Annotated in this window: 21 protein-coding genes and 1 pseudogene; 21 read left to right on the forward strand and 1 reads right to left on the reverse strand. The window is 63.8% G+C overall.

The window, feature by feature from the left end; genetic code table 11:
* Window positions 1-133: 133 nt before the first annotated feature.
* The 21 genes and pseudogenes from A0J57_RS05880 to A0J57_RS05980 all read left to right on the forward strand — a co-directional run bounded on the left by A0J57_RS05880 (window position 134) and on the right by A0J57_RS05980 (window position 18,650).
* On the forward strand, window positions 134-451 hold the full coding sequence (locus A0J57_RS05880; protein ID WP_021243090.1) for a hypothetical protein: 318 nt from the start codon (window positions 134-136) through the stop codon (window positions 449-451).
* A gap of 19 nt (window positions 452-470) precedes the next feature.
* Window positions 471-2,396 (forward strand): 2Fe-2S iron-sulfur cluster-binding protein, encoded by a 1,926-nt coding sequence (locus A0J57_RS05885; RefSeq protein ID WP_021243091.1) that lies wholly within the window; start codon window positions 471-473, stop codon window positions 2,394-2,396.
* Window positions 2,396-3,124: a hypothetical protein gene (locus A0J57_RS05890; protein WP_009824015.1), complete on the forward strand. Its 729-nt coding sequence runs from the start codon at window positions 2,396-2,398 to the stop codon at window positions 3,122-3,124. The genes A0J57_RS05885 and A0J57_RS05890 overlap by 1 nt, the downstream gene beginning before the upstream one ends.
* Complete coding sequence (locus A0J57_RS05895) at window positions 3,121-3,843, forward strand: hypothetical protein (RefSeq protein ID WP_025549149.1); 723 nt, start codon at window positions 3,121-3,123, stop codon at window positions 3,841-3,843. The genes A0J57_RS05890 and A0J57_RS05895 overlap by 4 nt, the downstream gene beginning before the upstream one ends.
* Complete coding sequence (locus A0J57_RS05900) at window positions 3,830-4,273, forward strand: DUF1622 domain-containing protein (protein ID WP_004212663.1); 444 nt, start codon at window positions 3,830-3,832, stop codon at window positions 4,271-4,273. Before A0J57_RS05895 ends, A0J57_RS05900 begins: the two co-directional genes overlap by 14 nt.
* A 14-nt stretch (window positions 4,274-4,287) precedes the next feature.
* The gene (locus A0J57_RS05905) at window positions 4,288-4,728 is read left to right on the forward strand and encodes a four-helix bundle copper-binding protein (protein ID WP_025549148.1); all 441 of its coding nucleotides are present in this window, start codon (window positions 4,288-4,290) and stop codon (window positions 4,726-4,728) included.
* 332 nt (window positions 4,729-5,060) lie between these two features.
* On the forward strand, window positions 5,061-6,284 hold the full coding sequence (locus tag A0J57_RS05910) for a glycoside hydrolase family 130 protein (RefSeq protein ID WP_016743863.1): 1,224 nt from the start codon (window positions 5,061-5,063) through the stop codon (window positions 6,282-6,284).
* A 228-nt stretch (window positions 6,285-6,512) separates the two neighbouring features.
* Window positions 6,513-6,803 carry a hypothetical protein gene (locus A0J57_RS05915; protein ID WP_007406388.1) on the forward strand — a complete coding sequence of 97 codons (291 nt, stop codon included), beginning with the start codon at window positions 6,513-6,515 and terminating at the stop codon, window positions 6,801-6,803.
* A 318-nt stretch (window positions 6,804-7,121) separates the two neighbouring features.
* Window positions 7,122-7,523 (forward strand): hypothetical protein, encoded by a 402-nt coding sequence (locus tag A0J57_RS26530; protein WP_061934281.1) that lies wholly within the window; start codon window positions 7,122-7,124, stop codon window positions 7,521-7,523.
* 148 nt (window positions 7,524-7,671) lie between these two features.
* Window positions 7,672-8,001 (forward strand): hypothetical protein, encoded by a 330-nt coding sequence (locus A0J57_RS05925; protein ID WP_025549143.1) that lies wholly within the window; start codon window positions 7,672-7,674, stop codon window positions 7,999-8,001.
* Between the two features lie 253 nt (window positions 8,002-8,254).
* Window positions 8,255-9,775, forward strand: a complete 1,521-nt coding sequence (locus tag A0J57_RS05930; protein ID WP_025549141.1) for an aldehyde dehydrogenase family protein — start codon at window positions 8,255-8,257, stop codon at window positions 9,773-9,775.
* Window positions 9,776-9,801: 26 nt separating this feature from the next.
* On the forward strand, window positions 9,802-10,827 hold the full coding sequence (gene adhP, locus A0J57_RS05935) for an alcohol dehydrogenase AdhP (protein WP_007683342.1): 1,026 nt from the start codon (window positions 9,802-9,804) through the stop codon (window positions 10,825-10,827).
* A 25-nt stretch (window positions 10,828-10,852) separates the two neighbouring features.
* Window positions 10,853-12,559, forward strand: coding sequence for a copper resistance system multicopper oxidase (locus A0J57_RS05940; RefSeq protein ID WP_021238859.1), 1,707 nt, complete (start codon window positions 10,853-10,855; stop codon window positions 12,557-12,559).
* Complete coding sequence (locus tag A0J57_RS05945; protein ID WP_004212678.1) at window positions 12,556-13,542, forward strand: copper resistance protein B; 987 nt, start codon at window positions 12,556-12,558, stop codon at window positions 13,540-13,542. Before A0J57_RS05940 ends, A0J57_RS05945 begins: the two co-directional genes overlap by 4 nt.
* On the forward strand, window positions 13,536-14,777 hold the full coding sequence (locus A0J57_RS05950) for an MFS transporter (RefSeq protein WP_007683345.1): 1,242 nt from the start codon (window positions 13,536-13,538) through the stop codon (window positions 14,775-14,777). The genes A0J57_RS05945 and A0J57_RS05950 overlap by 7 nt, the downstream gene beginning before the upstream one ends.
* A 79-nt stretch (window positions 14,778-14,856) precedes the next feature.
* Window positions 14,857-15,294: a DUF411 domain-containing protein gene (locus A0J57_RS05955; protein ID WP_007683347.1), complete on the forward strand. Its 438-nt coding sequence runs from the start codon at window positions 14,857-14,859 to the stop codon at window positions 15,292-15,294.
* Between the two features lie 383 nt (window positions 15,295-15,677).
* Window positions 15,678-15,941 carry a type II toxin-antitoxin system RelB/DinJ family antitoxin gene (locus A0J57_RS05960; protein ID WP_004212689.1) on the forward strand — a complete coding sequence of 88 codons (264 nt, stop codon included), beginning with the start codon at window positions 15,678-15,680 and terminating at the stop codon, window positions 15,939-15,941.
* Window positions 15,928-16,209, forward strand: coding sequence for a type II toxin-antitoxin system YafQ family toxin (locus A0J57_RS05965; RefSeq protein ID WP_004212690.1), 282 nt, complete (start codon window positions 15,928-15,930; stop codon window positions 16,207-16,209). The genes A0J57_RS05960 and A0J57_RS05965 overlap by 14 nt, the downstream gene beginning before the upstream one ends.
* 401 nt (window positions 16,210-16,610) lie before the next feature.
* Window positions 16,611-17,305 (forward strand): annotated as a pseudogene (locus A0J57_RS05970) (IS21 family transposase); the annotation flags it as partial.
* Window positions 17,292-18,020, forward strand: a complete 729-nt coding sequence (gene istB, locus A0J57_RS05975; RefSeq protein WP_025549137.1) for an IS21-like element helper ATPase IstB — start codon at window positions 17,292-17,294, stop codon at window positions 18,018-18,020. The pseudogene A0J57_RS05970 and the gene istB, both read left to right, overlap by 14 nt.
* A 201-nt stretch (window positions 18,021-18,221) precedes the next feature.
* Window positions 18,222-18,650, forward strand: a complete 429-nt coding sequence (locus A0J57_RS05980) for a TonB-dependent receptor (protein WP_021245211.1) — start codon at window positions 18,222-18,224, stop codon at window positions 18,648-18,650.
* A gap of 709 nt (window positions 18,651-19,359) precedes the next feature.
* Here A0J57_RS05980 and A0J57_RS05985 read toward each other — a convergent pair.
* Window positions 19,360-21,627, reverse strand: a complete 2,268-nt coding sequence (locus A0J57_RS05985; RefSeq protein WP_025549136.1) for a nitric-oxide reductase large subunit — start codon at window positions 21,625-21,627, stop codon at window positions 19,360-19,362.
* Window positions 21,628-21,639 lie beyond the last annotated feature (12 nt).

The following is a 21,639-nucleotide window of genomic DNA, read 5'->3' on the forward strand; positions in this document are numbered from 1 at the left end:
GAAACAGCAGGGTCGTAATCCCATGAACCTGTCGCACGATCAGTGCCGCAAGATTCTTCGCCAAGCACAATGATTCCTGCTCCGGGTGGCTCGGGCCCACCCGGAGATTCCTCCAGTACGAAAGGAAGAAGCAATGGTCGGAAATCGAAAAGTCATACTGTCGCTAATCAGCGTTAGCCTGCTCTCGATGGCGGCGCTTTCGGGCTGTGAGCGCAAGACCGATCAGACGGTGCCGGCTGCGGCCAACAGCGCCGCACCCGCGGCTGGCGCTGATAGCGTAAATCCCGCCGGCATGGATCATTCGGACGCCATGGCCAATGAACAGGAGATGGAGCGGCATCACCAGCAGGCCATGGACCATGATGCGATGCGCCAGGGAGGCATGAACAGCAGCGCTCCGAAGACCGAGCCTGCGCCTGCGGATTCGGCGATGCCGATGAAGGACATGTAAGGGCGCGAAGGGGGTCGACATGTGCGTTTGGACCAGCCTTCGCCTTTCGGGTCTGGGGTTGTTGCTCGCTTTCAGCCTTCCCTCTGCGAGCGTGCACGCTCAGGAGGGCGAAGACCATTCGGCACATCATGGGGATACTTCGGGCGGTGCGGGGATGGCCGATGGCGCAATGTCCGCAAAGCCCGAGGTCGGCACCTCCGATATGGCCTCGATGATGAACTCTATGATGGAGCGCATGATCAACGGCGAAGGCGAGAATGAACATGGGCACGATTCCCGCCGCACCGCATTTTTTTCGCAGTTGCTCGCCTTTCCCGCGCTCGACGAAGCGGCCCGGCAGCGGGTCGCTGCGCAGGCCGGGGAACGGGTAAGCACGGGCCTGTCGATGGTCAACGCCGCCTCGGCCGACGGCGCGCGTGCGACAACGGTCTCGGCCCGGCTCGATGCGGCGCGCCGGATGCGCGAAGGGACCGACCTGTTCCGCTCCGGTACCGCCGCGCAGGGCGCGATCGGAGGCTTGCAGCCGCCCCGGGAGGTCGGGCTTGCCTGGCTGCGCGATCAGCTCGACATCGACCAGGCCGCGCCCGGCCATGCCGATCACTGGTTCGGCATCTCGCCCTCGCACCTCCTTCTCATGCTGTTCCTGGGGCTGGTGAGCGCCACGCTTATCGCGCTGCAGATCTTCCGCCTGCGGCGGATCGGGGCGATCGCCGGCGGTGTCGCCACCGCCAAGGTTCCAGCAAAGCCGGAGCCGAAGGCTGCCCCTCCCGCTACCAGGGTTGCGCCCGCGCCTGCACCCGTTGCCGACAGCGCCGGGCTCGCGCCGAGCAATGCGGCCGCACCCGCTGGGGCGTCGCTGCGCAAGCCCAAAAGCTGGGCGGGGCAGCTGCGCGTGGTCCAGATCGTGCGAGAGACGCCGAGCGTGCTGACCTTCCGGCTCGCGGACCCGACCGCCGACCGGCTGCCGTTCGACTTCCTGCCGGGCCAGTTCCTGCAGGTCGAGGTAGAGCCCGAAGCGGGCAAGACCGCGCGCCGTTCCTACACGATCGCCTCTTCGCCGACCCAGCGGGCCTATGTCGAACTGACGGTCAAGCGCGAGGAGCAGGGCGTGGTCTCGCGATACCTGCACGACAAGGTCGTCGCCGACGATCTGCTGAAGGTCAGCGGACCGTTCGGCGCCTTCACCTTCACGGGAACGGATGCCCAGAGCATCGTGCTGATCGCGGGCGGGGTCGGCATCACCCCGATGATGTCGGTGCTGCGCTATCTCACCGACACCGCGTGGAAGGGTGATATCTTCTTCTTCTACGGCGCACGGTCGACCGAGGAATTCGTGTTCCGCGACGAGCTCGAGCGGCTCGAACGCCGTTTTCCCAACCTCCATGTCGTCGCCGCGATGCAGCGCGCGCCCGGCACCGTCTGGATGGGCCCCGAAGGGCCGATCACCCGCGAGATGATCCTGGCCGCGGTGCCGGAGATCGCGAGCCGGCGGATCCATATGTGCGGCCCGCCGGCGATGATGGGCGCGATGCGCGGCGTGCTGGCGGAACTTGGCGTCCCCGAAGCGCAGCTGCACACCGAGGCGTTCGGTCCGGCCTCGCTGCCGGCCGACCACGAGGATCTCGAGGTCAAACCCGCGCCCGCGCCAGCGGATAAGCCGGCCCCGAGCGCCGAGGTGGCGCCGAGCACGGTGACCTTCTCCGTGTCGGGGGTGTCGGCGGCCTTGCCCGCGGACGAGACCGTGCTCGAGGCGGCCGAGGGCGCGGGCGTCGAGATCTCCTATGCCTGCCGTGCGGGCACATGCGGCGCCTGCGTGGTCAAGCTGCTGCAGGGCGAGGTAACGATGGAGGTCGAGTCCGGCCTCGCGCCCGCCGACAAGGCGCAGGGCTATGTGCTCGCGTGCCAGGCGAAGGGCACGGGCACGCCGCTCGTGGTCGAAGCCTGATGCGCGAACGCAGCGACATCGCCGTCGGCCTGCTGGTCGCATTCCTGCTGCTGTTCCCGTTCGGCTACCTCGTGCATGTGTCACCGCGCTTTCCGGGCAGCCTCGCTGGCGGGATCATCGGGATCGCAGCGCTCGTGCTGATGCTGCTGACGCTTCCCTATGTCGCGGCCAAGCACATCGCCTGGGTCGACAAAGTGCTCTCCCGGCTCGTCAGCAAGCCTACCCTGCTCGCCATCCACATCTATGCCGGCGTGCTGGCGCCGATCCTGGGTCTGGTCCACGCCGCGCACAAGCTCGAAAGCCCGGTCGGACTGCTTCTGACCGTCCTCCTGCTGATGACGGTCATCACCGGCTTCATCGGCCGCTACCTGCTTGCCCAGCTTGGTCGGGCGCTGCGCGGACGCAGGTCGGAACTGGCCTCGCTTCGCGCCGCCTTCCTTGAGGAGCCGGCGGCGCCGGCGCAGGCCGATACCGCAGCCGCGCCGCTGTCGGGCTGGAGGCGCTATCTGTTCGTCGCCGGGGATGCGCCCGCGGGCCAGCACCCCCAGAACAGGGCGGGGATCGCCGCGGCGCTGGCCGATACCGAATTCGCGATCCGCGCCGAAGAGGCGACCAACACCCTGTTCGCGCGATGGCGGTTCCTGCACATCCTGCTGGGCTGTCTCATCTTCGCGCTGCTCGCGCTCCACGTCGGCGCGGCGATCTATTACGGGCTGCGCTGGCTATGAGCTGGCAGCGTCTTTCCTATGCCGTCTTCATCGCAGCCCTGCTGGTGATGGTCGCCGCGGTCGCGATCCGGATGCGATCGGACGCGCCGAGGGATGCCGGCCTGGTGGCGCAGCTCGTAGCGCCCGGCCCGCTCTCGAGCGCCCACCAGTCCTTCGCCGGCCAATGCACGGCCTGCCACACGCCGGGCAAGGGCGTCGAAACCCGGACCTGTCTCACCTGCCATGCGGGCACGGATTTCGGGACGAAGCAGTCGACGCAGTTCCACGCGAAAGCGACGCAGTGCACCTCCTGCCACGTCGAACATGAGGGAGAGCGCGGCATCATCCGCATGGATCACGCCGCCTTGCTCGACATGGCAAAGTGGCGGCAGCCTTCGGCGGGCATGTCGACAAACACTCGAAGCCTGACCCCCGAGACCGCGCTCAATTGCGCGAGCTGCCATGCGTTCCGCGATCCGCACCAGGGCCTGTTCGGCACCGACTGCGCGAGCTGTCACAAGACCGACAGCTGGAAGATCGCCAATTACCGCCATCCATCGGTCAATTCGACGCAGTGCGCCGAGTGCCACAAGGCGCCGCCCAGTCACTTCATGGAGCATTTCAGCATGGTCTCGCAGCGCGCAGCCGGATCGAAAGCGCGCGTCGACCAATGCTATGCCTGTCACGCCACCGACAGCTTCAACAATATCCGCAAGCGAGGCTGGTATGATCACCATTGAGGCCGACTGGCTGAGCGCCTTCTTCCGGCTTGCGGTGATCGGCCTGGAACTGGCGGGCACGCTGACCATCCTGGTCGGCGCGGGGCTCGCAACCTTTCTGTTTGCGCGGCGGGCGAGGGCGGGCGACCGAACCGAGGCCTATAGCGCGTTCCGATCGGCGCTCGGCCGCAGCATCCTGCTCGGCCTGGAATTTCTGGTCGCCGGCGACATCGTCAAGTCGCTGGTGATCAACCCGACGCTCGACGATCTCATCGTGCTGGCCGGGCTTGTGCTGGTGCGGACCTTCCTGAGCATCTCGCTCGGGGTCGAGATCAACGGCCACTGGCCCTGGGAGGAAACCCGGATGGCGCGGGAGAAGGCGCGTGCGGCGTCGGATGGGTCGCCGGCTACGGCTGAGGCCGCCGGATGCGGCACAGCGCTCAAGCGATAGCAGATGGAAGGCGCATCATGATCGAGAGACGCGAATTGCTGATGGCGGGCGCCGGCCTTGCCGCCGCCGGAACGCTGGCTGCGCCGGCGGCGGCGCAGCAGCATCGAATGGAAGGGATGGCGATGTCGATGACGGACTGCATCGACGATTGCGTGGCTTCGCACCGCATGTGCCTGGAAACCGCCGCTTGGCTGACGAAGCAAGGCGGCGCGTCAGCTACGGCGTCGCTGATCGCCATGCTGAACGACTGTGCGGAACTGTGCCAGGCGACTGCCAACTCGATGCTGCGGGAATCTGCCCTGCACCGCATCGTCTGCCGCGCCTGCGCCGACGCTTGCGAGCGCTGCGCCGAGGAATGCGGACGCCATAGCGCGGACCAGCGGATCGCGCGTTGCTCGGCCACCTGCAAGAAATGCGCGGCGAGCTGCCGAACGATGGCGGACATGTCGAGCTGAGCGGCGCGCTTCGCACGTGCCCCACATAGTCACGTTCAGGCCAGAGCCCCCGGTCACAGCTTGTGTGTCCGACAACTACGCCAGGACAGCGATCATGGCACGTGGCACAAAGTCCGAGTATCCGGCAACGGCGGAAATCATCGCACCCGCCATCGCCGGAGCCTTCCGTGCCGCCACCCGATAGTCGGGTAATGCCGAGCACCATCTTTACGATTGCGTGAACGCTCCACGGTCGATCTGTATTGGAGAAGTCAGTGTCAACCGCCGAATTTGTCAACCGGCTACCCGAATTGCTCCGCCCCAATCCAGCAAGGGTAGTGATCAGACCCTATATGCCGTCGACGGAAACCTATAAATATGCGGTACCGGATCAGCCACGTGCGCAGCGCATCGCCGACCGCGTCCTGGCGCTCGACCCAGCATCGCTCCACGATGAGTTGCAACGCATTCTTGATGATTTCTCGGGAAGGCATCGTGAGGTTCCGTCCCTGTTTTTGCGGCGGTTCCACGAGGTTGATGGCATCATCGTCTGTGATTGCGAGGTCACCCATGAACAGGCGCTCTTGATCGGTGCCCATTTTTGCAACGAATATTCCTATGAGGCAGCAGCGCTTTTCAATCCGAGCATCGTCCTGCATCCTGACCAGTCTGCTGTACCTGAAAACTCTCTCCGATTCATTCTTTCCCTGCGAGGCGTGGGCGAGGGGCATATCTCCTCCGTCACCTTTCGCACCGGGTTTTGCGCCGCGGACGGAACCATAGCAATCAATCCTCCGAGCCCCATGCCGCTCGTGCTGGAGACTGAAAACATCTCCGGCGAGGACGGGCCGGACGCGGGCATTCGGATCAAGTGCGATGGCAGCCACGATCTCTCGGAGATCGTGATCTTTCCGACAACCCCCAGCCAGCGTGGTGGCATCGAAGACCTTCGCTTGGTCCGCTTCCTGGACGACGATGGCCGAGCCACCTATTTCGGTACATATACGGCATTTAGCGGCCAGTCCGTCCGGCAGGAGTTGTTGTCCACGCCGGACTTCCGGACATTCGAACTCAGACCGCTGCGTGGGGATGCCACCGGTAGCAAGGGCATGGCGCTTTTCCCCCGACGCATTGCCGGGCACTTTGCCATGCTTGGGCGCGAGGATAACGAAAATATCTGGTTCCTGACGTCCGCGGACATTCACGACTGGAGTGGCGGAGCGAAAGCCATCGAACCTCGCTGGCCTTGGGAGTTTGTCCAGATCGGTAATTGCGGATCGCCGATCGAGATCGACGAAGGCTGGCTGGTCGTAACTCATGGAGTCGGCGCCGTTCGGAACTATTGCATCGGGGCGTGCCTGCTGGACCGTGACGATCCCTCGAAGCTGCTGGCGCGGACGAAGCTACCGCTTTTGCGGTCGGACATGGATGAGCGCGAAGGTTATGTGCCAAACGTAGCCTACAGCTGCGGCGCGATGGTACATAATCGGGTGCTGGTACTGCCTTATGCCATTGCTGACAGCTTCACCACTTTTGCCACTATTCCTCTCGAGCGTCTGCTGGCCGCCATGGATTAGTCACTGTTGCCGACCTGTCCTGCTCTCGAGTCCGAACCATAGTTACACATCGGCACAACAACGATGCCAGTGCGATAATTTATGGCCATCTCAGAGACGGACTTCGCACATTACGTATACAGCAAGGCGGAAGGTGACACCATTTCACGGGCAAGCTCCGGAAGGGGCGACAATCGACCGGGCATATGCTCGATCGAACGAGAAACCCAGACTTGAAGGAATGGATACTTGCGCAAGAAGACGGCAATGATCGCTTCGCTCGCAGCTCTCGGCTTCCTCGCCGTCAGTGCCGGACCGGTGCTGGCGGACGGGATGCCGCCGGGCATGCCCGATCTTGAGGAGACCCTCAAGGCCAGGCCGGCGCCTGCCCAGCCCGATCCTGCCCACATGCAGGGCATGGCTCACGGTAAGGAGCAGATGCACGGCCAGATGATGCAGGGCCATCGAATGGCGATGCGGGATTCGCAGGACCAGGACGGCGCCTCCGGCATGTCACACAGGTCGGACGGTGGTTGCTGACCCTGCCATCATTCCATCAGACGACAAGGTTGACGGACAAGATCATGGCCGCTTTCAACCGAAGCCTTGGTCCGCCGTTCCCACGGCGGGCCAATCGCTTTTCTGGCCGGTCTCAGGACGAGAAAACCAGGCCGGGTCACATTTTTGATCGATCCCGGATCATCATTTTACGCGCCTGCTCCAGCAGGCACACGGCCGATCGGATTTCGATTCGTAAGTTACGTATACAGACTGCGTCTCGCTAGCAGCATTGAAGCTTCGGAATTGCCGGGATCGGAACGTCGATCGGGCAACAGGACGAACACTCGGAGACCCTCAATGCGACAGACGACATTTCTAGCGGCGACCGTCAGCCTCTTCGCGACGCTAACCTTCGCCGCCGGCACCGCTCTCGCCCAGTCGACGCCCGCGCCCGCGCAGACTGCGCCGGCCCATGCCCACCAGCAGGGCATGGATCATGGCGGGCAGCAGATGCACGATCAGATGATGAAGGATCATCAGGCCGGCGCGCAGAAGCAGCAGGGGCAACCGGCCCAGCAGGATCAACAGGGCATGTCGGGGATGGCCGGCATGTCCGGCGGCTCGCCTGCATCGAACGGCTCGGGCATGGCCGGTAAGGCGAAGAGTGGCTGCTGCAAGATGCCGATGAAGAAGGCCAAGCCGGCGGCGAAGAAGAAGACCGCCAAGCCCATGGCCGACAAGCCGATGAGCGACATGTGAAGTTTCCAGCCCCGATAAAACACCCCCCGGGGCTGAGGGCCCGCCGCCGCCCCCGCGGCGGGCCAGTTCTTTGACGATGCCCAGCGTCGCCCGTGCTCCCGGCCTTCAAAACCGGGTCCGAGCGTCTGACGTGACAGAGGAAACAGCGATGCGAAATCATCTTGGCGTCGGTGCTGCTATTGGCTTTCTGCTCTTTGGCAGCACGCCGCTCCTCGCACAGGGTATCGGCCATAGCTTGTTCATGCGCGGCAAGATCGTCCGTATGGATGCGGGCGGCACAGTGGCCTGCCTGGGCAAGGCCGATGGCGCGCACATCGGGCAGATACTCGAAGTCTATCACGCAACGCCGCGCCACCGCCGCCTTGTCGGTCATGTCGAAGTCGACCAGATTTTCGACGACCATTACGCTCATTTCCGCGTGAGGGACGGGACGTTTCAGAAAGGCGATTGGGTGAGCCTAAAGCGCGCCCGGGCGTAACGCCAGAATTGGAATGCCAATCGCCGCCCTCGCCAAAAGAAGACTCGGCCGAGTAACGCCTGTCTCGGCATAATTCCGATCAGGCGTGCGCGAATAGGTTCAGGAGTCGATGAATATTCATCGGCTCCGTTGGCGTGTCCGACCCTTAAAGCCCGCGACACCGATACCAGACTACCTTCTGCGGAACTTACTTATAGGCCGCCCGGGCAAAGAGACTACTCCGTCAGGCCATCGATAGAGATGGAGTCAGGTTATGTTCGAGAAGGCGATCGGGACCATTAACGCGGCGGCCTCCTTCCGACACCGCTATGATAATTTCATCGGAGGCCGCTGGAGCGCTCCTGCGAGCGGCGAGTATTTCGCCGACAAGAGCCCGATCAATGGCGCCCAGATCGCCGAGTTCGCGCTGTCGACGCCGGAAGATGTCGAGCGCGCGCTCGATGCGGCGCACGCCGCCAAGGATCAATGGGCAAGGATCGCGCCCGCCGAGCGCGCCAGGATTCTCAATCGCGTCGCCGACCGGCTCGAGGATAATCTGGAGCTGCTGGCGCTTGCCGAGACGATCGACAATGGCAAGCCGATCCGCGAGACCCGCGCTGCCGACGTGCCGCTTGCAATCGACCATTTCCGCTACTTCGCCGGCTGCATCCGGGCGGAGGAAGGCGGCATCTCGACGATCGATGCCGACACCATCGCCTATCATTTCCGCGAGCCGCTCGGCGTCGTCGGCCAGATCATCCCGTGGAACTTCCCGCTGCTGATGGCGGCGTGGAAGATCGCCCCGGCGCTGGCGGCGGGCAACTGCACCGTCATCAAGCCCGCATCCCAGACGCCGCTCACCTTGCTGATGTTCGCCGAGCTCACCGCCGACATCCTGCCGCCCGGCGTGCTCAATGTCGTCACCGGCCCGGGACGGACCGTCGGCCAGGCGATCGCCGCCAATCCGCGCATCGCCAAGGTCTCGTTCACCGGCGAGACCGTCACCGGCAAGCAGATCATGCACGCCGCGGCGGACCATCTGATCCCCCAGACGATGGAGCTTGGCGGCAAGTCGCCCAACATCTTCATGGCGGACGTGCTCGACGAGGACGATGCCTTCTTCGACAAGGCGCTCGAAGGCTTTACTTTGTTCGCCTTCAACAAGGGCGAGGTCTGTACCTGCCCGTCGCGCGCCCTGATCCATGAGTCGATCTTCGACCGCTTCATCGAGCGCGCCGTGGCGCGCGTCGCCGCGATCCGCCAGGGCGATCCGCTCGACCCGTCGGTCCAGGTCGGCGCGCAGGCGTCGGAGGACCAGCTCCACAAGATCCTGGGCTATATCGATATCGGCAAGGCCGAGGGCGCGCAGTGTCTGGTCGGTGGCGCCAGGGCGCTGCCGGGCGGTGCGCTCGACCAGGGCTATTTCGTACAGCCGACCGTGTTCGTGGGTCAGAACCACATGCGCATCTTCCAGGAGGAGATCTTCGGTCCCGTCCTGGCGGTCACCACCTTCAAGACGGTCGAGGAGGCGATCGCACTTGCCAACGACACCGCCTACGGTCTTGGCGCGGGCGTCTGGACCCGGAGCGGCAACACCGCCTACCGGCTCGGCCGCGCGATCGAGGCCGGGCGGGTCTGGACCAACTGCTATCACCAGTACCCCGCCCATGCCGCCTTCGGCGGATACAAGGCGTCGGGCTTCGGGCGTGAAAATCACCGGATGATGCTCGACCATTATCAGCAGACCAAGAACCTGCTCGTCTCCTATGACGAGCACGCGCTCGGCCTGTTCTGACCCCTCGCTCAAAAGGAGAAACGGACATGGCGAAAACCATGAAGGCGGCGGTCGTCCGCGAATTCGGCAAGCCCCTGGTCATCGAGGACGCGCCGATCCCGACGGTCGGCCCCGGGCAGATCCTGGTCAAGATTGCGGCAACCGGCGTGTGCCATACCGACCTGCACGCGGCAGAAGGGGACTGGCCGGTCAAACCCAACCCGCCCTTCATTCCTGGCCATGAAGGCGTCGGGCATGTCGCCGCCGTCGGTGCGGGCGTCACCCATGTGAAGGAAGGCGACCGGGTCGGTGTGCCCTGGCTCTACACCGCCTGCGGGCATTGCGTGCATTGCCTGGGTGGCTGGGAGACGCTTTGCCACGAACAGCAGAACACCGGCTATTCGGTCAATGGCAGCTTTGCCGAATATGTCCTCGCCGATCCCAACTATGTTGGTCACCTTCCCGACAATGTCGACTTCCTCGACATTGCGCCGATCCTCTGCGCGGGCGTCACCGTCTACAAGGGATTGAAGGCCACCGAGGCCCGACCCGGCGAGTGGGTGGTCGTCTCAGGGATCGGCGGGCTCGGCCACATGGCGGTGCAATATGCCCGTGCCATGGGTCTCAATGTGGCCGCGGTCGACATCGACGATAGCAAGCTCGACCTCGCTACACGCCTTGGCGCCACACTGACGGTCAACGCGCACAGCGAGGACCCTTCGGCAGCGCTCAAGAAGGCGATAGGCGGCGCGCACGGAGCGCTCGTCACCGCCGTTTCGCCCAAGGCGTTCCAGCAGGCGCTCGGCATGGTCCGGCGCGGCGGCACGGTCGCGCTCAATGGTCTGCCGCCGGGCGACTTCCCGCTGTCGATCTTCGACACCGTGCTGAACGGCATTACCGTGCGAGGCTCGATCGTCGGCACGCGGCTCGATCTGCTCGAGGCACTGGCGTTCGCCGGCGACGGCAAGGTCAAGGCCACGGTCCATGCAGACAAGCTGGAGAACATCAACGACGTCTTCTCCCGCATGCACCATGGCGACATCGAGGGCCGGATCGTCCTCGACCTCGCCTGAACCCGACTTCGCGAAAGTACAGTTCATGTCTCCCTTACATATCCGGCCGATCGCACGGCGCCGTTTCGTCCAGGGGCTGGCGATCGGCGGCGCGGTTGCCGGCTTCGCCCCGGCGCTTCTCGCGCGATCCGCCCCAGTCTCGCCCGCCGAGCTTAGCGGGACCGAGTTCGACCTCGAGATCGCCGAGCTGCCAGTCAACTTCACCGGCAAACGCCGTATCGCGACCGCCGTGAACGGCAGCGTGCCCGCGCCGGTCCTGCGCCTGCGCGAAGGCGACACGGTCACGCTCCGTGTGCGCAACGGCCTCAAGGAGATGTCGAGCATCCATTGGCACGGCATCATCGTGCCGGCGGAGATGGACGGCGTGCCCGGCATCAGCTTTGCCGGCATCGCGCCGGGCGAGACCTTCACCTATCGCTTCGAGGTCCGCCAGAGCGGAACCTACTGGTATCACGCTCACACGCTCGCCGAGCAGACGGGACTCTATGGAGCGATCATCGTGGAGCCAAAACAGGTGCCGACGGCGCGGGCGCCCGATCGCGACTATTGCATCGTGCTCAGCGACTGGTCGGACGAGCCGCCGTTGCAGATCTTCCTCAATCTCAAGAAGCAGAGCAGCTACTATAATTTTGCGCAGCCGACCGCCGGCGATTTCCTCAAGGATGTCGGCACCATGGGCTTGGGCAAGGCGCTCGAGCGGCGGCGGATGTGGAACAGCTCGCGGATGAACCCGACCGACTACAGCGATGTCTCTGCCGCGACCTACACCTATCTGATGAACGGCGCGCCGCCCGCCGGCAACTGGACCGGTATCGCCGCGCCCGGCGAGCGCGTGCGCCTGCGCTTCGTCGGCGCGGGGACGGCGACGTTCTTCGACGTGCGGATCCCCGGGGTCGAGCTGACGGTCGTATCGACCGACGGGCAGCCGGTCGAGCCGGTCACGGTCGAGGAATTCCGGATCGGCCCGGGCGAGACCTACGACGTCGAGTTCACCATGCCCGAGGGCGGCGCCCGCACCATCTTCGCGCAGGCGATCGATCGGAGCGGCTATGCGCGTGGCACGATCGCACCGGCCCCGGGCATGGCGGCAGCCGTGCCGCCGCTCGATGCCCGGACCTGGCTCGAGCCGGTCGACATGATGGGCGCGATGGCGACGATGGGCGCAATGGGAGGCGACGCGCATGCCGGGCACGGCATGACCGAGATGCCGGCCAGGGCACGGCACGCCCGCACCGAATATGGCGCCAATACCGACATGCGCGTCGACTATCCGCGCACCAATCTCGACGATCCCGGCGCCGGGCTGCGCGGGCGCGGCTGGCGCGTGCTGACGCTGGCCGATCTGCGCACGCCGGGCGGCGATCCCGACCCGCGCGAGCCCGAGCGCGACATCGAGCTGCATCTGACGGGCAATATGGAACGGTTCATCTGGTCGCTCGACGGCATCAAGCTCAACGATTCCAGGCCGCTTCATTTCAAGCCAAACGAGCGGCTGCGCGTCACCTTCGTCAACGACACGATGATGGCGCATCCGATGCATCTGCACGGCATGTGGAGCGATGTCGAAGGCCCGGACGGCGCCTTCCAGGTCCGCAAGCATACGGTCGTGGTCCAGCCCGCCCAGCGGGTGAGCTTCCGCGTCACCGCCGACGCCATGGGCCGATGGGCCTTCCACTGCCATCTGCTCTATCACATGGCGGCCGGCATGTTCCGGGAGGTGGTGGTCGCATGATCCGGATTTTCCCCTCGCGCGGCATCGCTCTTGGCGCTGCCCTCTTCCTGGCGCCGGCGATCACGGCTCCCGCCCTCGCGCAGGATGCCTCGCCCCCGTCGCCCGCCGCCACCCCTGCCCAAACGGCCACTCCCGCTCAGCACACCCCTTCCGCGCAAGGCTCTCAGGACCATGCGGGCATGGACATGCCGGGCATGGATATGACCGACACGAAGGCGTCCGGTAACGGCGCCACGATGGACATGGGCTCGATGCAGGGTGGCAAGGCCCCGCCGGACGCGCGCAACTCGGACGATTATGCCGACGGCTATCGCAACTCGACGCTGCCGGGCTATGAGATGGCCGACAAGCTCTCGATCCCCAAGATACTTGTCGATGAGCTCGAATTCGCCAGCGGCAACGAGGGTCAGGGCGTGGGTTGGACCGTGCTCGTCACCAAGGGTCAGGACAATGACAAGCTCTGGCTGCGCAGCCAGGGCCTCAAGAACTCCCGCGACCAACGTCTCGATCCGGAGAGCAGCGTCGAGGCGCTGTGGTGGCACAGCAAGAACCCGTTCTGGGGCACGCTGCTCGGGGTCAGGCAGGATCTCGGCAAGGGCGCGACGACATGGCTGGCCGCCGGCGTCGAGGGACTGGCGCCTTATTGGTTCGACGTCCAGCTCACCGGCTATGTAGGGACCGATGGGCGTCTCGCGGCGCGCGCCAAGGCCTCCTATGAGGTCCTGTTCACCAATCGGTTGATCCTCACACCGCAGGTAGAGACCAATATCTATTCGAAGCGGTCGAGCGATCGGCAGCTCGGCAGCGGCTTCAGCAATGTCGAGCTGAGCGGACGGTTGCGCTACGAGGTGTCGCGCAAGTTCGCGCCCTATATCGGCTTCGTCTGGGAGCGCGCATTTGACGGCACGGCCGATTTCCGTCGCCTGCGCAGGGAAGGGCCTTCCGAACACAGGCTGGTGATCGGCTTGCGCGCCTGGTGGTGATCCGCGGATGGCCACTCGAGGGATCGACCGCGAACGCGCCGCGTGACAAGGCTGGATCGCAAGCCAACGGTCGCTGGCCGGCCTCCTTTTTCGTCTTGTTGCTCGCGGCGGCTGCGGCGTCGGCGGGACAGACGGCCATTCTCGCCTTCCTTCCGGCACTGGTCGACCCGGCTCGTGGCGCGCTATCGTCAAGCGCTCATGATTTTCACGTCGCGAGCCTGACCGCGGTCCATCCCCTGGCAGCCTTGCTGGCGGCGCCGCTCTGGGGCTGGATCGCGGACCGGGTCGACTATCGGGCGATGTTGCGCGCAGCGCTGGTCATCCTCGCGCTGGTGACCGCGCCGATCGGCCTCGTCGGGTTGCCTGAGCTTTATGCATTGCGTCTGGTGGCGGGGATGGCGTCGGCCGCCATCATACCGTTGGGCTTGCTCTGCGCGAGCTTTGCCGCAAGCGGGCGCGCGGACCAGGCGCGCCGCTTCACCTGGCTGACCGCCTTCGTGTTTCTGGGCGATCTCGCCGGTCCGCTGGTGGCGGAGGTCTCGGCCGCGATCCTGCCCCGCGCTCCCCTCATGATCCTCGCTCTCGGCATCGGTGCCGTCGGGGCGGCGCTTTGCGCCGTGCGTCTGCCGCGCTGGTGTGCACCTTGCATCGATGGCGGAGACCTGCCCGCGCCTACGCTCGGCGCGACGTTGATCCTGCTTTTTATCACGATCGTCGCGGGCGGCGGGCTGGCGGCGATGCATGTCAATCTCCTGGTGACGCGGAGCGCCATTTCGCTGAGCCGCGAAGAGATCGCCTGGATGCTCAGTCTCTGCGGATTGGGCATGCTGGCGGCACAGATCTTCCATGCAAAGCTGGATTGGCTGGTCACTGTGCCGAGGCGGCTTGCCGGATTGACGCTGGGCCTGCTGGCTGTGGCACTTTTCATGTTTCCTGTCGCCGCGAGTATGGCCGAGCTCAGTGGGATCATCGTTGCTGCCGGCTGGAGCTCGGCAACCCTTCGATTGGTCACCAGCTTCTGGATCAGCGGCGGCGGGGCCCCTTCAGGCGTGAAGCTCGGTTTCCAGCATTCCGCCGCCAGCATCGGGCAGGCGCTCGCGCCGCTGGCGATAGCCATCGTCGCTCCCGGGGCGCAGCCGCTCGTTCTGTGGGGGATTGGTGGTCTATCGCTAGCGCTGCTTGTGTCCCTGCCGCTAGCCTGGAGGCCGCCCGCCATCGTAAAATCATCTGCGTGATGAGGGGAGGGGCGCATTGATGCGTATAGAAAAGAAGGGGCCTCTGCCCCATGCTTATCGTTCTTCCGGGAGTCATTTCATGAAGACCCGCCTATTCGTCGCCTTGCTGTTCCTCGCCATGCCCGGCGTAGCGCTTGCGGCCAGTGATATCGTCGTCCACCGGGATCCGGGATGTGGATGTTGCGAGAAGTGGGCGCAGGCCGTGCGCGCGAAGCTGGGACGCAAGGTCGTCATGCGTGACGATGCGTCGCGCAGCGAGCTTCAGCGCAAGGCCGGCATGCCCCGGACGCTGGCATCTTGCCACAGCGCGATCGTCGATGGCTATATGATCGAGGGCCATGTCCCGATATCCGACGTCAAGCGCTTGCTGGCGACCCGTCCTGCGGGCGTCAAAGGCATTGCGGTTGCGGGGATGCCGATCGGTTCGGAGGGCATGGAAGTGGCAGGCGCTGCCCGCCAACCCTATACGGTGGTGGCCTTCGGCAGCGCCGGTCAGCGAATTTTCGCCCGCCATTGATATCGCGCGGTTTGCAGCATCCTGCAGAATTGCCCGGTGGTAGAGGACCCCGCTGTCGAGTGTAGAACCTTGTGTCAAGCGAGCTGATGGCGTCCCTACCCCTACCTACACTGAAAAAGCAACGATTTGTCTTGTAAGTTGTTCGCGGTCGTCTCCCTGATTTGCCTGAATTTGGCCCAAAATGTGGAACGATTGTGGGACCGTTTGCCCACCGAAAGTGTGAGAACGGCCCCAACATTCCCGATCAGGGCCCCGAACCGATGGCACTCACAGCATTGAAGGTGAAAAACGCGAAGCCCGGTCGCCATGTCGATAGCCGGGGCTTTGCCTGATTGCACTTTGCGTTCGCTTGCATTACATCGTCATGCAGAAAGGAAATCGACATGGCCGCAAACGCTCTTGTGCAGACCCGGATCGACGGAGCGGTGAAGGAGGAAGCCGCGACCGTGCTGGCTGCTATGGGGCTGACCGTCTCCGATGCCGTGCGCCTGATGCTGACCCGCGTTGCCCGCGACAAGGCCTTGCCGTTTGAACCGCTGGTGCCCAATGCCGAGACGATCGAGGCCATGAAGGAAGCGCGCGAGGGAAAGGGCAAGCGGTTCGCCACGGTGGTCGACCTGATGGCCGACCTCAATGCGGACGATTGAACGCTTCGGGCGGTTCAAGCGCGACTACAAGCGGGAGAAGAAGGGGCAGCACGCCAAGACGCTGGACGCTGACCTGATCCCGATCATCGAGGCGCTGGCATCCGACGAGCCGCTTGAACCGCGCCACCGCGACCATGCGCTGACCGGCGACTGGCGCGACCATCGCGATTGCCACATAAAGCCCGACCTCGTGCTGATTTACCGCAAGCCCGATGACGACACCTTGCAGCTTGTGCGCTTGGGATCGCACGCGGAATTGGGTTGGTGACGCCCGCGCATGGCGAGCTTATACGTTTGTCGGGTATGTCAGCCAGAGGCACGATTACGGGTTAGGTGTGATCAGCGAGCATCCGATGCCAACAAGCTTTTGCAGAAGACATCAATCGCAGAGATGCATTCGGCAGGCGCTGCTTGAAACAAAAATGAGGGCCATAAATCACTTTCACCCTCAAATTCTGACAAATTTGCCGTTAGTTCACGACTGGTGAGCGAGAAATGAGCCGATCGCGTTGGGCTTGAAGAGCCGACCGCTCGCTCCACCGTCGTGACCCCTACGTTGATGACCGGCGGATGCTGGCCCGGTAGACGATGCTGCCGAGAGCGACGACGACGCCCATGATGGCAAAAGATTCCATGCTCGAATGGCTCAAAAGCCAGATCGTGAGAAGGAAGGCGGAGTGCCGGCGCTGGGCCGAGCACCACACCCATCCCGAGCGCGGCGATATCACCGTGGCCTAGGCGCTGGAGATGGAGCGGCCTGTCCTGCAGCCGATCCTGGCGCCCTTCGATGGCTTCCATGAGAGCGAGCATGCCGTCACCGGCACCTGCCTCATCAGCTTCGACCGCAACCGCTACTCGGTCATGTCCAGGGCGGCGCGGCGCACGGTGCAGGTGCGCGCCTATGCGGGCCGGATGGTCATCCGCTGCGGCGAAGAGATCGTCGGGGAACATGAGCGTCACTTCGGGCGGAACCGCACCATTTACGATCCCTGGCATTATCTGCCGGTTCTGGCCCACAAGCCCGGTGCCCTGCGCAACGGCGCGCCGTTCCAGGACTGGGAGTTGCCGCCATCCCTCCATCGCCTGCGACGCAGGCTGGGGCACGGGGATGAGGCGGATCGCAGGTTCGTGCGGGTGCTCTCGGCCGTGCTCACCGATGGCTGGAGCAGGTCGAGGCGGCGGTGCGCGAAGCGCTGGCGAGCGGAACGGTCAGCGACGACCTGATCCTCAACATCCTCTCCCGTCGCCGCGAGCCGGCGACGCCCCATAGCATCGTCACTTCGGAAGACCGGATGCTGAGTCACCCGCCGATCGCCGACTGTGCCAGCTATGACCGACTGCGAGGCTATGATGCAGCGGCATGAGATGATCGACACAATGCGCGGCCTGGGCCTCAAGGGCATGGTGGCCGCGTTCGACGAGGCCGTCACCACCGGCCTCCAGCGCCAGCGCACCACCATGGAGATCCTGACCGATCTGCTCCGCGCGGAAGCCACCCATCGCGACGCCGCCTCGATCCGATATCGCATGACGGCCGCGCGGCTGCCGGTGGTGAAGGACCTGGAGCGGTTCAGCTTCGAAGGGACGCCGATCAACGAGGGACTGATCCGCTCCCTGCATGATGGCTCCTTCCTACCGGCGCGTCGCAACATCGTGCTCGTCGGCGGCACGGGCACCGGCAAGACCCACCTCGCCATCGCGATTACCGCCAACGTCGTGCGCAAAGGGGCTCGGGCACGATACTTCAACACCGTCGATCTGGTGACACGCCTCGAAGAGGAGGCCCGGATCGGCAAGGGCGGGACCCTGGCGGGACAGCTCTCACGGCTCGACCTGGTGGTGCTCGATGAGTTGGGATATCTGCCGTTCGCGCGCTCTGGTGGCCAGCTCCTGTTCCACCTGATCAGCAAGCTCTACGAACGCACCAGCGTCGTTATCACGACCAACCTCGCCTTCGGCGAATGGCCTACCGTGTTCGGGGATCCCAAAATGACCACGGCTCTGCTCGACCGCGTCACTCATCACTGCGATATCGTCGAGACCGGCAACGACAGCTGGCGCTTCAAAAACCGCAGTTAGCCGCCACTCTCACCCCAGCTTCAAAACGAACTTGCGCTGTGTACGCCTCCGGCCGGGCTACGCCCGACCTCCGCCGCACACAGCGCAGGGCATCAACCCTCCGCTCAATCTCGAAAAGGGGGTCCCCCTTCAACGCCTATACGGGGTCCCGTTTGCGCGCCGTTTGACAAAGTGAATGGCAGACTGCCGATCACCCCGGCATTGCTGCTGACCGCGAATTATACCTACACCGATTCCGTCCGGAAGGGTGGCGGCGAGCCCGCTTTCGACGGCAGTTCGCTTGACGGAACGCCGCTCGACAAGACGCCCAGGCACATGGCCAACGTTCGCCTGGACTGGCAAGCGACCGAGCAGATCGCGGCCTATGTGCTCGGCTACTACTCGGGCAAGCAGACTTTCAGCGGGTTCCGCAACGGCGCGCTCAACACCCGCACCCGTGAAGGGAGCACGACCTTCGATGTCGGCATCAATTTCACGATCAATGAGAATTTCGCGCTGAGGGCGGCGGTGCTCAACGTCACCGACAAGATCGTGCCGGTCGATGACCGCGGCCGGTTTGATGGTCTCGACGGCAACTGGATGCTCGATGAAGGGCGCCGCTTTTGGGGCACGGCAACGATCAGCTTCTGATCGATCAGGCCGGCCTTCTGCCTTCGCGTTCGAATATTCGCTGAATGCAGAGAGTCGGCCCCTTTTCATCCATGGATCCCGATTCAAGAAACGTTTCTAAAGTCAGAATTCAGTGATCAGTGGATTCGATCTCCGTAAGGAGCGGGGTGGGAGCACATAACCCTGACCGGCGAAGAATATCGCTGGCCAAAATTCTTAGCGTAGGATTTGGTCCCCTCCTGGAAACGCACCATGATCGCCATGTGCGGCATCGAGCGCGTCAGTCGCATTTGCGCCCGATGCCAACTGTCATGGATCCGTCCAAGCTGGTGACGGGGCGCGAAACGGCGCGGCAGTTTTTGCCCTTGCGGGGACGCCGGAGGGCTTTGCGCTCAGAGGCTGTCATGCACACCTGTTCATACAGCCATTATCAGCAAAAGCTTGCCCATCGACGCGCACGCGGCGCCGGTAACGGGATTGGTACCGAGACTTTTCCTCCGGCGATAGCGACTGGAATGAACAGTCCCGTGAGCCGGGCGGCATCTGAGCAATCGCGGGCGAGGATAGAGCAGCCATCGACCCGGCTGCCAGACCTGCGAACAGAAGTTTGGTGCGCATGGACAAAAGGTTCACCGAAACTCGCATCCAAGTGTGGCGTTTGTCGACAGAACGTGGCTAGCCCACGAGCAAGGGTTGGCTGGGACTGCGCGGCATCGGACTCCTCGATCGATCACTGTGCAATTTGCGCCTCGCTGTCGTCAGACCGGGGTCTGAGCCAAAGACTGGCGACAAACCAGGCGAGCGCTACCGCCCCGGCAGAAAAGACGATATCTCCAGGAACCCTCAGCCACACCAGCAGATCGACCACCGGTTGCTGCATGAACTCGGCCGAGCGAGCGTACCAGTAGCCCTTGTCAATCGCGGCGGTCAGCTGAAGCGTACCAAGTGGCAGCAAGGTCAGGAGCGCCATCAACGCAAGGCCGATGTTGAAGCACCAAAAGCTCGTCTTCAGCACGCCTTCGTTCCAGATCAGGTTCGGCAACATGCCACGCAGGCAGAACAGGACGAGCCCGACGCCCAACATGCCGTATACGCCGAACAATGCGGTGTGTCCGTGCAGCGGCGTCAGATTGAGACCCTGCATGTAATAGAGCGACAGCGGCGGATTGATGAGGAAGCCGAACAGGCCTGCTCCGACGAGATTCCAGAAGGATACCGCCAGGAAGAACATGACGGGCCATTTATAACGCTGCATCCAGGGTGTCGCGCTGCTCAGCTTCCAGTGTTCATAAGCTTCGAAGCCAATATAGGCGAGCGGCACGACCTCGAGCGCTGAGAAGCTCGCGCCAAGCGCCAGCACCGCGATCGAGGTTCCCGCGAAGTAGAGATGGTGCAACGTTCCCAGCACTCCGCCTGCCATGAAGATGATCGTGGCAAACAAGACGGCGACCGTGGCGGTGGGTGTCGGAATGAGGCCGAGGCGCGTGAAGAGGAAGGCGATGACCGCGGTGGCGAACACCTCGAAAAAGCCTTCGACCCACAGATGGACCACCCACCAACGCCAATATTCAATCATGGAGAGCGCTGTATGCTCATTCCAGAACAGCCCGGCACCGTAGAAGAGTCCGATGGCTACGGCGGATAGGAAAAACAGCATCGTGATGTGGCGGGATTCGGACTTCTCTTTGAGCGCAGGCCAGAGCGCCCGGCCGACGAGCACAAGCCAGAGCATCAGGCCGATGAAGAGAAACCACTGCCAGAAGCGCCCCATATCGACATATTCCCAGCCCTGGTGTCCGAACCAGAAGTTCCTCTCCAGTCCCAGTTTCTGCATCACCGCGAGCCATTGCCCGGCAAAGGAGCCCACGACGATAATCAGGAGGCAGGCCCAGAGGATGTTGGCACCCAGAGCCTGGAACCTCGGTTCATGGCCCGAGATCGCAGGAGCTATGTAGAGGCCCGTTCCCAGCCAGGCTGTCGCGATCCACAGCACGGCAAGCTGCGTGTGCCAGGTGCGGGTGATCGAATAAGGCAGGATCTCGGCCGCTTCATAGCCATAAACCAGCTGCCCCTCGACCTGATAGTGGGCCGTCATTGCACCCAGCATGATCTGCGCGAGAAACAGTGCGAGAACGACCCAGAAATATTTGGCTGTCGCCCGCATCGAAGGCGTCACCGCGATCTCGCGCAGCGGATCTTTCGCGGGGAGGTCGTGCTCCTTCTCCCTTCGTCCGTGCGTCACCGCATGGTGCCAACCCAACAGCGCGATGCCGGCAAGCAGGAAGGTGACGCTGAAGGCCGACCAGATGAATGTACTTGATGGTGGGCGATTCCCGACCAGCGGCTCGCTCGGCCAGTTGTTCGTATACGTTGTCGTCCGCCCTTGTCGTTCCGTTGTGGCCGCCCAGGCCGTCCACCAGAAGAAGGAGGTCATGGCGGCTCGGTGCCCTGCGTCGGGGACCGTATCGTTCTTCATGGCATAGTTTTCGCGCAGCTCGGCCGTGGCGGGGTCGTTGCCGAACAGATTGACGTAGTGCTTTGCCACCCGCTCGATTGCCACCGCGCGATCGTTGCTGATCGTGATGGTATCCGTGCTCGCTTCAAACGTGTTTCGGCGCATTTCCGTTTGCAGCCGCCGCTGGAGGAGCGCCTTGTGTTCCTCGTTTAAACTCTCAAAGGCGCCGCCCAGATCCCGCTGTGCCCAGAGATCGAGAAGTGCCAGTGATTCCCGGTGCAACCAGTCGGCTGACCAATCGGGCGCTACGTAGCCGCCGTGTCCCCAGATCGAGCCCAGTTGCATGCCGCCCATAGATTGCCAGACCTGGCGGCCACGCTGCATCTCGGCACGGGTGAAGACGGTTTCGCCGTTTGCGGTCACGACCTTGGCGGGAAGCGGCGGCGCCTGAATGCTGATGTCGCGGCCAACCAGAAGCAGGACGGCAAAAGAGACTGCCAGCAATGATAGAAGCCAAATCCAGAGCTGACGTGTTCGATCCATGGTTCTCCCCTA

This window comes from Sphingobium sp. 22B, from assembly GCF_001580035.1.
Classification (GTDB): Bacteria; Pseudomonadota; Alphaproteobacteria; order Sphingomonadales; family Sphingomonadaceae; genus Sphingobium; species Sphingobium fuliginis.

Bases quoted from the DNA above. Each gene is read 5' to 3' on its own strand.
- A0J57_RS05930 (WP_025549141.1), top strand. From the start codon at position 8,255: ATGTTCGAGAAGGCGATCGGGACCATTAACGCGGCGGCCTCCTTCCGA.
- istB (WP_025549137.1), top strand. From the start codon at position 17,292: ATGCAGCGGCATGAGATGATCGACACAATGCGCGGCCTGGGCCTCAAG.
- A0J57_RS05910 (WP_016743863.1), top strand. From the start codon at position 5,061: ATGCCGTCGACGGAAACCTATAAATATGCGGTACCGGATCAGCCACGT.
- A0J57_RS05880 (WP_021243090.1), top strand. From the start codon at position 134: ATGGTCGGAAATCGAAAAGTCATACTGTCGCTAATCAGCGTTAGCCTG.
- A0J57_RS05985 (WP_025549136.1), bottom strand. From the start codon at position 21,627: ATGGATCGAACACGTCAGCTCTGGATTTGGCTTCTATCATTGCTGGCA.
- A0J57_RS26530 (WP_061934281.1), top strand. From the start codon at position 7,122: ATGCGACAGACGACATTTCTAGCGGCGACCGTCAGCCTCTTCGCGACG.
- A0J57_RS05955 (WP_007683347.1), top strand. From the start codon at position 14,857: ATGAAGACCCGCCTATTCGTCGCCTTGCTGTTCCTCGCCATGCCCGGC.
- A0J57_RS05885 (WP_021243091.1), top strand. From the start codon at position 471: ATGTGCGTTTGGACCAGCCTTCGCCTTTCGGGTCTGGGGTTGTTGCTC.
- A0J57_RS05895 (WP_025549149.1), top strand. From the start codon at position 3,121: ATGAGCTGGCAGCGTCTTTCCTATGCCGTCTTCATCGCAGCCCTGCTG.
- A0J57_RS05940 (WP_021238859.1), top strand. From the start codon at position 10,853: ATGTCTCCCTTACATATCCGGCCGATCGCACGGCGCCGTTTCGTCCAG.
- A0J57_RS05960 (WP_004212689.1), top strand. From the start codon at position 15,678: ATGGCCGCAAACGCTCTTGTGCAGACCCGGATCGACGGAGCGGTGAAG.
- A0J57_RS05945 (WP_004212678.1), top strand. From the start codon at position 12,556: ATGATCCGGATTTTCCCCTCGCGCGGCATCGCTCTTGGCGCTGCCCTC.
- adhP (WP_007683342.1), top strand. From the start codon at position 9,802: ATGGCGAAAACCATGAAGGCGGCGGTCGTCCGCGAATTCGGCAAGCCC.
- A0J57_RS05900 (WP_004212663.1), top strand. From the start codon at position 3,830: ATGATCACCATTGAGGCCGACTGGCTGAGCGCCTTCTTCCGGCTTGCG.
- A0J57_RS05965 (WP_004212690.1), top strand. From the start codon at position 15,928: ATGCGGACGATTGAACGCTTCGGGCGGTTCAAGCGCGACTACAAGCGG.
- A0J57_RS05890 (WP_009824015.1), top strand. From the start codon at position 2,396: ATGCGCGAACGCAGCGACATCGCCGTCGGCCTGCTGGTCGCATTCCTG.
- A0J57_RS05925 (WP_025549143.1), top strand. From the start codon at position 7,672: ATGCGAAATCATCTTGGCGTCGGTGCTGCTATTGGCTTTCTGCTCTTT.